Genomic DNA, 11,092 nt, shown 5'->3' with positions numbered 1-11,092 from the left:
GGGCGGAAAGGCGACCTTCTGGCACAGCCTCCACGCCGAATGGATCAAGATCCGAATCGGCAACGCCACGCTGATTCAGCGGCTGACGGCCTTCAGAAGCTGCTCCTTGTTCATCGTGGAGCGGCCCTCGATGTTCTTCTTCTTCGCCTCTTCGTACAGCTGGTCCTTCGTGCGGCCCTGCGCCCCCTTGTGCGAGCGCTCACCGCCGCGCTGGGAGGCCGACTTGGGGTCACGCGTGGACGTCTTGCTCGCCGTCTTCGACTCGCCGGAGCGGGCACGCTCCTTGTTCACCGTGCGGGCGGCGATCTCCTCCGCACGCTTCTCGGACGTGCCGCGCTTCTCCGCGCTCTCCTTCACGTGCTCGTACTGACGCTCACGTTTGGGGCTCGATCCTGCCGGCATGACGCCGTCCTCCTCGCTCTTGTCCTCGGCCACTCGGGCCCGGTCCGGGGTCACCACCCGGGTTACCGGGCGGCTCCGTCCGAAACATGGCACCGCCGCGCCGGGCACGCCCACCGGGTCGCGCGCTCGGGTGACCTCCACGGCAGCCCGTACGCCCGGCCGACGGGTTTCGCGGGGCCGATCGGGGTCACTCACCGCGACGCCCATCAGTGAACCCGCCGACTTCGGGTACCGGGGTCTCTGCGAGGCCGGGCCCCGGGCGGGGGCGCCGGACGACGAGGAGGAGCGACGGATGGCCACGGGAGGGAACGCCCCGGCGGACGGGCCGCACGGTACGGGGACGGACCGGGCACCCGCCCTGCGGGCCCTCCGCCGCGAGCTGGAACGGCGCGTCGACGGCGAGATCCGCTTCGACGCGGGCAGCAGGGGCGCCTACGCGACCGACGGCTCCAACTACCGGCAGGTGCCCATCGGCGTCGTCGTCCCCCGCACGGTGGACGCGGGCGCCGAGGCGGTCGCCGTCTGCGCCGGGCACGGCGTACCGGTGCTGTCCCGGGGCGGCGGGACCAGCCTCGCCGGACAGTGCACCAACGCCGCCGTCGTCATCGACTGGACGAAGTACTGCCACCACCTGGTCTCCGTGGACGAGGCCGCCCGCACCTGCGTGGTGGAGCCCGGCATCGTGCTGGACGAACTGAACCGGCAGCTGGCGGGCCGGGGCCTGCGGTTCGGCCCGAAACCTTCCACGCACAGCCACTGCTCGCTCGGCGGCATGATCGGCAACAACTCCTGCGGCGCCTCCGCGCAGGCGTACGGCAAGACCGTCGACAACGTCCGGCGGCTGGAGATCCTCACCTATGACGGACTCCGCTGCTGGGTGGGCCCCACCTCCGACGAGGAGTTCGCGGAGATCGTCGGAGCGGGTGGCCGCCGCGCCGAGGTGTACCAGGGACTCCGCCGGATCATCGACGCGCATCTGGCCGACGTCCGCCAGGGCTTCCCCGCCATTCCGCGCCGGGTCTCCGGCTACAACCTCGACTCGCTGCTGCCGGAGAAGGGCTTCGACCTGGCCCGCGCCCTCGTCGGCAGCGAGGGCACCCTCGTCACCGTCCTCCGCGCCGAGCTGGACCTCGTCCCCGTCCCGCCCCACGAGGCGATGCTCGTCCTCGGCTATCCCGACATCTGCGCCGCGGCCGACGACGTGCCCCGCCTGCTGGAACACAGCTCCCCGACCCAGCTGGAGGCCCTGGACGGCCGGATGGCGCAGCTCATGCGCGAGGAGGACAGCCACGTCGCGTCCCTGGACACCTTCCCGGAGGGCGACGGCTGGCTGCTGCTCCAGTTCAGCGGGGACACCCAGGAGGACGTGGACCGGCAGGCGCACGACCTGCTGAAGGCGCTCGGCCGCGACGAGGACGACCCCGCGGTGACCTTCTCCGACGACCCGCCGCGCGAGCGCCGCATGCTCAAGGCCCGGGAGGCCGGGCTCGGCGTGACCGCCCGGCCGCCGGACGGACGGGAGACCTGGGAGGGCTGGGAGGACTCCGCAGTGCCGCCCGAACGGCTCGGCGACTACCTGCGCGACCTGAAGGAGCTCTTCGCCGAGTTCGACTACGACCACCCCTCCCTCTACGGCCACTTCGGACAGGGCTGCGTGCACACCCGCATCCCCTTCGCGCTCAAGACCGCCGAGGGCGTGAACTCCTTCCGGGAGTTCCTGTTCCGGGCCGCCGACCTCGTCGTCTCGTACGGCGGTTCGCTCTCCGGCGAGCACGGCGACGGGCAGTCGCGCGGCGAGCTGCTGCCGCGCATGTACGGCGAACGGCTCGTCGCCGCGTTCGGCGAGGTCAAGGCGCTGCTGGACCCCGACAACCGGATGAACCCCGGCAAGGTCACAGATCCGTACCGCGCCGACGAGAACCTGCGGCTCGGCCCGCACTGGCGGCCCGCGAACGACGAGACGCACTTCCACTATCCGGACGACGAGGGCTCCTTCAACCGGGCTGTGATGCGCTGCGTCGGCATCGGCAACTGCCGCTCCCACAGCGGTGGCGTGATGTGCCCCTCGTACCGGGCGACGGGGGAGGAGGAGCACTCCACCCGGGGGCGGGCCCGGCTGCTCTTCGAGATGCTGGGCGGCCACCAGGACACGCCCGTCACCGACGGCTGGCGCTCCACGGAGGTCCGCGACGCGCTCGACCTCTGCCTCGCCTGCAAGGGCTGCAAGTCCGACTGCCCGGTGGGCGTCGACATGGCCACGTACAAGTCCGAATTCCTGGCCCACCACTACGCGGGCCGGCTGCGCCCCACCGCGCACTACTCGCTGGGCTGGCTGCCCCTGTGGGCCCTGCTCTCCCGCATCGCACCCCGCCTGGTCAACGCCGCGCTCGACGCCCCCGGACTCCGCCGCGTCGCCAAGCGGGTCGCCGGGGTCGCCGACGAGCGGCAGCCGCCCGCGTTCGCCGAGGAGTCGTTCGTCCAGTGGTGGCGGGCGCGCGGCAGGCCGGAGCCCGACCCGGCGGACGCCCGGACCGTGGTGCTGTGGCCGGACACCTTCACCTCCTCCTTCCACCCCGGCATCGCCCGGGCGGCGGTCCGGGTCCTGGAGGACGCCGACTTCCGGGTCGCCGTCCCGGAGCGGGCCGTGTGCTGCGGGCTCACCTGGATCTCCACCGGACAGCCCGCCACCGCGAAGAAGGTGCTGCGCCGGACCGTCGAGGTGCTGCGGCCGTGGATCGAGGCCGGCACCCCCATCGTCGGCCTGGAACCCTCCTGCACGGCCGTCTTCCGGTCCGACGCGCCGGAGCTGATGCCGCACGACCAGGACATCCAGCGCCTCGCCGGGCAGTTTCGCACCTTCGCCGAACTCCTGGTCAACGACGCCCCCGACGACTGGCGGCCGCCCGTTCTCACCCGGCGGGCCACCGTGCAGACGCACTGCCACCAGCACGCCGTCACCAAGTTCGACGCGGACCGCGAACTCATGCGCCGCGCCGGGCTCGACGCCGAGGTCCTGGACGAGGGCTGCTGCGGTCTCGCCGGCAACTTCGGCTTCGAACGCGGCCACTACGACCTGTCCATGGACATCGGCGAGCAGGGCGTCCTGCCCGCCGTCCGGGGCGCCGCACCCGACGCGCTGGTCGTCGCCGACGGATTCAGCTGCCGCACGCAGATCGAGCAGGGCGAGACCGGCCGCCGCGCCATGCACCTGGCCGAGGCGCTCGCGCTCGGACTCGACGGGCCGCTGCCCGCCGACCACCCCGAGAAGGCCACCGCCCGCCCCGGCCGACCGGACCCGGCCGCGAGCCGACTGGTGACGGGCGCCGCACTCACCGCCCTGACCGCGCTCGGCACGGCCGCGTACGCGGCCCTGCGCCGGAACCGAAGCACGACGCACCACCGATAGGAGAGGAAACCATGGCGACCAAGGTCTCCGACTACGTCCTTCAGCGCCTGCGTGAATGGGACGTCGACCACGTCTTCGCCTACGCCGGCGACGGGATCAACGGACTGCTCGCCGCCTGGGGGAGGGCCGAGAACAAGCCGAAGTTCGTCCAGGCACGGCACGAGGAGATGGCCGCGTTCCAGGCCGTCGGCTACGCCAAGTTCTCCGGCAAGGCCGGCGTCTGCGCCGCCACCTCGGGCCCCGGAGCGATCCACCTGCTCAACGGCCTGTACGACGCCAAGCTGGACCACGTGCCCGTCGTCGCGATCGTCGGCCAGACCAACCGCAGTGCCATGGGCGGCTCCTACCAGCAGGAGGTGGACCTGCTCAGCCTCTACAAGGACGTCGCCTCCGAGTTCTGCGAGATGGTCACCGTCCCCGAACAGCTGCCCAACGTCATCGACCGGGCCATGCGCACCGCTTACGCCAAGCGCACCGTGACCGCCGTCATCATCCCGGCCGACGTCCAGGAACTGGACTACTCGCCGCCCACCCACGCCTTCAAGATGGTCCCCTCCAGCCTCGGCGCGAGCATGTCCGCCCCCGTCCCCGCCGAGGACGACATCGCCAGGGCCGCCGAGGTGCTGAACGCGGGTGAGAAGGTCGCGATCCTCGTCGGGCAGGGCGCGCGGGGCGCCCGCGCCGAGGTCGAACGGCTGGCCGAGGTGCTGGGCGCGGGCGTCGCCAAGGCGCTGCTCGGCAAGGACGTCCTCCCCGACGACCTGCCGTACGTGACCGGGTCCATCGGGCTGCTCGGCACCCGTCCCAGCTACGAGCTGATGCGGGACTGCGACACCCTGCTCGTGATCGGCTCCAGCTTCCCGTACACCCAGTTCCTGCCCGAACTCGACCAGGCCCGGGCGGTACAGATCGATATCGACCCTTACATGATCGGTCTTCGCTACCCGTTCGAGGTCAACCTCGTGGGTGACGCGGCCGCCACGCTGGACGCCCTGCTGCCGCGCCTCAAGCGCAAGAAGCACGGCTCCTGGCGCAAGAAGATCGAGAAGGACACCGCCAAGTGGTGGGAGGTCATGGAGCGCCGCGCCGCCGTGGCGGCCGACCCGGTCAACCCCGAGTACGTCGTCCACGCACTCGACGCCCTCCTGCCGGACGACGTCATCGTGGCCGCCGACTCCGGCTCCGCCGCCAACTGGTACGCCCGGCACCTGCGCTTCCGGGGCGCCATGCGCGGCTCCCTCTCCGGCACGCTCGCCACCATGGGCCCCGGTGTCCCGTACGTCATCGGCGCCAAGTTCGCCCACCCCGCCCGGCCCGCCATCGCGCTCGTGGGCGACGGCGCCATGCAGATGAACGGCATGGCGGAGCTCATCACCATCGCCAAGTACTGGCACGAGTGGGAGAACCCGCGCCTGATCGTCGCCGTCCTCAACAACGAGGACCTGAACCAGGTCACCTGGGAGATGCGCGCCATGTCCGGCGCCCCGCAGTTCCTGCCCTCCCAGTCGTTGCCCGACGTGCGCTACGCCGACTTCGCCCGCTCGGTCGGCCTGGACGGCATCCGCGTCGAGAAGCCCGACCAGGTCGAGGGCGCCTGGCACCGTGGCCTGGCCTGCGACCGGCCGTTCGTCATCGACTTCCGGACCGACCCGGCGGTCCCGCCGATCCCGCCGCACGCCGGCCTGGACCAGATCGAGGCCGCCGCCCTCGCCGTCCTCAAGGGCGACAGCGACCGGGCGGACGTGGTGCGCCAGGGCTTCAAGGCCAAGGTCCAGGAGATCCTGCCCGGGCACCACGACGGGCGCCCGGGCAAGTGAGCCCGCGCCCCGGCGAGGCGGACGCCCCCCTGATCGACCGGGTGGAGACCGCCGTCTACACCGTGCCCACCGACGCCCCCGAGGGCGACGGCACGCTGGCCTGGGACGAGACCACACTCGTCCTGGTCCGGGTGGGCGCGGGCCCGGCGAGCGGCCTCGGCTACACCTACGGGGCGCCCGCCACCGCCGCGGCAGTCGACCAACTGCTCGCCGGGGTGGTCACGGGCCGCAGCGCCTGGGACGTGCCCGCCGCCAACGAGGCCATGAGCCGGGCCGTCCGCAACGCCGGGCGCCCCGGGCTCGTCGCCCAGGCGCTGTCCGCCGTGGACATCGCCCTCTGGGACCTCAAGGCCCGCCTCCTGGACCTGCCGCTCACCCGGCTCCTCGGGGCGAGCGTCCAGGACGTCCCCGTCTACGGCAGCGGCGGCTTCACCCCGTACGACGACACCCAGCAGGACCGGCAGCTGCGCGGCTGGGCGGAGGGCCGGGGCATCCCCCGCGTCAAGATCAAGATCGGCGAGTCCTGGGGCCGCGAGGAGACACGCGACCTCGACCGGATCGCCAGGGCCCGCCGCAGCGTCGGGGACAGCACCGAGCTGTACGTCGACGCCAACGGCGCCTACACCCGCAAACAGGCCGTCCGCGTGGCGCGGAGCTTCGAGGAGCACGGCGTGACCTGGTACGAGGAACCCGTCTCCTCGGACGACCCGGCCGGGCTCGCCCAGATCAAGGCGGCCACGACGGCCGATGTGACGGCCGGTGAGTACGGTTACGCCCTGCCGTACTTCTGGCAGCTGACCACCGCCGGCGCAGTGGACTGCCTCCAGGCGGACGCCACCCGCTGCGGCGGCATCACCGTGTGGCTGCGCGCCGCCGCGCTCGCCGAGGCCGCCGGCCTGGACGTCTCGGGCCACTGCGCCCCGCACGTCCACGCCCACGCCGCGGCGGCCGTACCGAACCTGCGCCACCTGGAGTGGTTCCACGACCACGTCCGCATCGAGGACCTGTTCTTCGACGGGGCGCTGGACCCGGCGGGCGGCACCGTACGCCCCGGCGCGTCCGGCGCCCCCGGGCACGGACTGGAGCTGCGCACCGGGGTGGCGGAACGCTACCGCGTCCGGTGACCGGCCGGACCCCACGAGGAGGCGCATGACCCGCCCGCACCCCCCGCACGACAACCCGCCGCCCCACGTACTGCGCGAGTACGCCCTCATCGCCGACGGGGAGCGCGGCGCGCTCGTCGGCCCCCAGGGCGACATCGCCTGGCTGTGCGCCCCGCGCTGGGACTCCGGCGCGGTCTTCGCCGCCCTCATCGGCGGCCCCGGCCACTACACCGTCACGCCCACCGAGCGCTTCGTATGGGGCGGCTCCTACGAGTCCGGGACGCTGATCTGGCGCAACCGCTGGGTCACCGCCGCCGGTGTCATCGAGTGCCGCGAGGCCCTGGCGTTCCCCGGCGACGCGCGGCGCACCGTCCTGCTGCGCCGCATCCACGCCGTGGAGGGCGACGCCCGGGTGACCGTACGCCTCGAACCGCACGCGGACTTCGGCGCGCACCGCTCCCGGGAGGTGCGGCGCGAGCGGCCCGGGGTGTGGACCGGGCGCACCGGCCCCCTGCACTGGCGGTGGACCGGGGCCGAGGCGGCCCACCCCGTCCGCGACGGCCACCGCACGGGCCTGGCGGCGGAGCTGACCGTACCGGCGGGCGGTCACCACGACCTGGTCCTCGAACTCTCCGAGGACGAGGACCAGGTCCGGCGCGGCGAAGCGGTGGACCCGGACCGGGCCTGGCACGCCACCCAGGACGCCTGGGCCCGCGCCGCCGAGCCGCTGCCCGACTGCCTCGCCCCCGACGACGCACGCCATGCCCACACCGTGCTGCGCGGCCTCACCAGCGCCTCCGGCGGGATGGTCGCCGCGGCCACCACCAGCCTCCCCGAGCGCGCCGAAGCGGGCCGCAACTACGACTACCGGTACGTGTGGATCCGCGACCAGTGCTACGCCGGGCAGGCCGCGGCGGCGGCCGGCGCGCACCGGCTGACCGACGACGCCGTCCGCTTCGTCGCCGCGCGCCTGCACGAGGACGGGCCCGGTCTCGCGCCCGCCTACACCGTCACCGGCGCGCCCGTCCCCGACCAGGAGAGGCTGCCCGTCCCGGGCTACCCGGGCGGGGGCGACCGGATCGGCAACCACGTCAACCGGCAGTTCCAGCTCGACGCGTTCGGTGAGGCGCTGCTCCTGTTCGCCGCCGCGGCCCGGGCCGGCCGGCTGGACCCGGACGGCCGGCGCGCGGCGGACATCGCGGTCGCGGCCATCGAACGGCGCCACCACGAACCGGACGCGGGCATCTGGGAGCTGGACAACCGGGCCTGGACGCACAGCAGGCTCATCTGCGCGGCGGGCCTGCGGGCCATGGCCGCGAGCGTCCGCTGCCCCGAGGCCGCTTCGTGGGCCGGGCTGGCCGACACGCTCCTCGCCCGGACGGCCGCCACCAGCACCCATCCCACGGGGCGCTGGCAGCGCGCGGCGGACGACCCCGGTCTGGACGCCGCCCTGCTGATGCCCGCGATCCGGGGCGGCATCGGCGCCCGCGACCCGCGGACCGTCCGCACGCTCGACGCCTACCGCGCCGAGCTGACCCACGACCACTACGCGTACCGCTTCCGGCACGACGAGCGCCCCCTGGCCGAGGCCGAGGGAGCGTTCCTGCTGTGCGGCCACCTGATGGCGCTCGCCGAGCACCAGCAGGGCCACGAACGGGAGGCGGTGCGCTGGTTCGAACGCAGCCGGGCGGCCTGCGGGCCACCGGGTCTGTTCACCGAGGAGTACGACATCGGCCAGCGGCAGCTGCGCGGCAACCTCCCGCAGGCGTTCGTCCACGCGCTGATGCTCGAAACCTCCGTCCGCCTCGCCGCACCGGCCCCCACCGAAGGAGAGACATCGTGAGCCAGAGCGTCGTCATCACAGGAGCGAGCGCAGGCATCGGCCGGGCGGTGGCCCGGGCCTTCGGGGCACGCGGGGCCGACGTGACCCTGCTGGCCCGGGGCCGGGCCGGTCTCGACGCGGCCGCCCGCGAGGTGGAGGCGGCCGGCGGGCACGCGCTGGCCGTCCCCACCGATGTGTCCGACCACCGCGCGGTGGAGGCCGCGGCGGACGAGGCCGTGCGCGTCTTCGGCCGGATCGACGTCTGGGTCAACTGCGGTTTCACCTCGGTCTTCGCCCCCTTCACCGAGATCGAGCCCGAGGAGTACGAGCGGGTCACCCAGGTCACGTACCTCGGGTTCGTCAACGGCACCCGGGCCGCACTCACGCACATGACCCCGCGCGACGCCGGGACGATCATCCAGGTCGGCTCGGCGCTCGGCGAGCGGTCCATCCCGCTCCAGTCGGCGTACTGCGGGGCCAAGCACGCCATCAACGGCTTCACCTCCTCCCTGCGCACCGAACTCATGCACCAGGGCAGCGGGATCCGGGTCACGGTGGTCCAGATGCCGGCCGTCAACACCCCGCAGTTCTCCTGGGTCCTCTCGCGCGTGCGTGGCAACCCGCAGCCCGTCCCCCCGATCTACCAGCCGGAAGTCGCCGCCGAGGCCGTGCTGTACGCCGCCGACCACCCCGGCCGCAAGCAGTACTACGTCGGCTCCAGCACGGTCGCCACCGTCGTCGCCAACAAGTTCGCCGCGGGCCTCCTCGACCGCTACCTCGCCCGTACGGGTTTCGACTCCCAGCAGTCGGGAGACGACGGCGACGGCAACCGCGAGCACAACCTGTGGCAGCCGGTGGACGACGGCACCGACCACGGGGCGCACGGCACCTTCGACCGGGAGTCCCACCGGCGCGATCCGCAGCTGTGGGCCTCCCGGCACCCCGCCCTCGCCGCGGTCATGGCGGCGGGGGCCGCCTGCGGCGCCACGGCGCTCGGCCGGCGCGCGGTACGGGGCAGGTGAGCGCCGATGACGGCACACGGCATTCCGGAGATCAGCCGCCCGGACAAGGTCCTCTTCCCGGACGACGGCATCACGAAGGCCGACCTCGCCGACTACTACCGCACGGTGGCCCCCCGCATGCTGCCCCACCTGCGGGACCGGCCCCTCATGCTGGAACGCTTCCCCGACGGCATCGGCGGCCACGGCTTCATGCAGAAGGACGTTCCGGACCACTTCCCCGACCGGATCCACCGCGCCGAACTCCCCAAGGAGGACGGCACCGTCACCTATCCGATCGCCGACGACACCGCCACGCTCGTGTACCTCGCGGGGCAGGCGAGCATCACCCCGCACCGCTTCCTCTCCCGCGCCGACCGGCCCCGCCACCCGGACCGGCTGGTGTTCGACCTCGACCCGCCCGGCGACGACTTCGCCCCGGTCCGCGAGGCTGCGCTCGGACTGCACGGACTCCTGGACGAGCTGGAGCTGCCGTCCCTCGTCATGACCACGGGCTCGCGCGGACTCCACGTCGTGGTGGCGCTCGACCGCCGGGACGACTTCGACTCCGTACGGGAGTTCGCCCGCGCGGTCGCCGACGCGCTCGTCACCCGTGACCCCGACCGCCTCACCACCGAGGCCCGGAAGAAGGCCCGCGACGGCCGCCTCTACCTCGACGTCCAGCGCAACGCCTACGCCCAGACCGCCGTCGCGCCCTACGCGGTCCGGGCCCGCCCAGGCGCCCCCGTCGCCGCGCCCCTGGCCTGGGAGGACATCGAGGACCCGGCACTCGACGCCCGCCGCTGGACCCTGCGGGACGCCGAGGCGCTCGTGGACCGGAACCCCTGGCACCACCCCCCGCGGCCCCGCTCCCTCGGCCGCGCCCGCACCCTGCTCGACGCGCTGACCGCGTAGAACCGAACGGAGCACCACCGTGTCCAGAGCCACGACCGTGCGGAACCTGCTGGACGAGCACGGGCAGACGTACGCCGAGGAAGCCGGCATCCGGCTCCGCGACACGCCCATGCCGCTGTACCAGCTGCTGACCTTGTGCACCCTGTTCTCGGTCCCCATCAAGGCCGGCATGGCGGTCGCCGCCGCCCGCGAACTCTTCGGCGCCGGAATGCGCACCCCCCACGCCATGGTGGAGGCGTCCTGGCAGGACCGGGTCGACGCGCTGGGCCGCGCCCACTACCGGCGTTACGACGAGAGCACCGCCACCGCGCTCGGCGAGGGCGCCCGACTCGCCCTCGACCGGTACCACGGGGACCTGCGGAGGCTCCGCGAGGAAGCCGGCGGGGACGCGGGGAAACTGCGCGAACTGCTCACGGAGTTCCCCAGGATCGGGCCCGTGGGCGCCGACATCTTCAGCCGCGAGGTCCAGGGGCTGTGGCCCGAACTCCGCCCCGCCTTCGACAAGCGGGCCCAGGACGCGGCCGAGGAGCTGGGGCTGCCGCGCTCACCGGAGAAGCTGGCCGGTCTCGTCCCCGACGACGATCTGCCCCGGCTGGCCGCCGCGCTGGTCCGGGTCGGGCTCGAGTGAC

The 11,092-nt window shown here is 73.5% G+C and carries 8 protein-coding genes; 7 read left to right on the top strand and 1 reads right to left on the bottom strand.

Translation table 11 applies throughout. The annotated features are described in order from the left end of the window. Positions 1-75: 75 nt before the first annotated feature. Positions 76-402 carry a plasmid stabilization protein gene (locus ABZ565_RS25655; RefSeq protein ID WP_361031316.1) on the bottom strand — a complete coding sequence of 109 codons (327 nt, stop codon included), beginning with the start codon at positions 400-402 and terminating at the stop codon, positions 76-78. 292 nt (positions 403-694) lie between these two features. Here ABZ565_RS25655 and ABZ565_RS25650 point away from each other — a divergent pair, with 292 nt between their 5' ends. From ABZ565_RS25650 to ABZ565_RS25620, 7 genes are read left to right on the top strand one after another with little or no spacing between them, the layout of a single operon-like run. Continuing rightward, entirely contained in the window at positions 695-3,808 is a 3,114-nt protein-coding gene (locus ABZ565_RS25650; protein ID WP_361031301.1) for an FAD-linked oxidase C-terminal domain-containing protein, read from the top strand. Between the two features lie 11 nt (positions 3,809-3,819). Next, on the top strand, positions 3,820-5,625 hold the full coding sequence (locus ABZ565_RS25645) for a thiamine pyrophosphate-requiring protein (protein ID WP_361031298.1): 1,806 nt from the start codon (positions 3,820-3,822) through the stop codon (positions 5,623-5,625). After that, positions 5,622-6,749 (top strand): enolase C-terminal domain-like protein, encoded by a 1,128-nt coding sequence (locus tag ABZ565_RS25640; protein WP_361031295.1) that lies wholly within the window; start codon positions 5,622-5,624, stop codon positions 6,747-6,749. Before ABZ565_RS25645 ends, ABZ565_RS25640 begins: the two co-directional genes overlap by 4 nt. 25 nt (positions 6,750-6,774) lie before the next feature. Continuing rightward, entirely contained in the window at positions 6,775-8,571 is a 1,797-nt protein-coding gene (locus tag ABZ565_RS25635) for a glycoside hydrolase family 15 protein (protein ID WP_361031292.1), read from the top strand. Further along, positions 8,568-9,572 carry an SDR family oxidoreductase gene (locus ABZ565_RS25630; protein WP_361031290.1) on the top strand — a complete coding sequence of 335 codons (1,005 nt, stop codon included), beginning with the start codon at positions 8,568-8,570 and terminating at the stop codon, positions 9,570-9,572. Before ABZ565_RS25635 ends, ABZ565_RS25630 begins: the two co-directional genes overlap by 4 nt. A gap of 6 nt (positions 9,573-9,578) precedes the next feature. Beyond that, a complete protein-coding gene (gene ligD, locus ABZ565_RS25625) occupies positions 9,579-10,463 on the top strand; it encodes a non-homologous end-joining DNA ligase (RefSeq protein WP_361031287.1) in 885 nt (294 codons plus the stop codon). A 19-nt stretch (positions 10,464-10,482) separates the two neighbouring features. Further along, complete coding sequence (locus ABZ565_RS25620) at positions 10,483-11,091, top strand: endonuclease (protein WP_361031284.1); 609 nt, start codon at positions 10,483-10,485, stop codon at positions 11,089-11,091. Position 11,092 lies beyond the last annotated feature (1 nt).

This window comes from Streptomyces sp. NPDC016469, from assembly GCF_040632905.1.
Taxonomy (GTDB): Bacteria; Actinomycetota; Actinomycetes; order Streptomycetales; family Streptomycetaceae; genus Streptomyces.
This window is presented reverse-complemented; position numbering and strand designations above follow the sequence as displayed.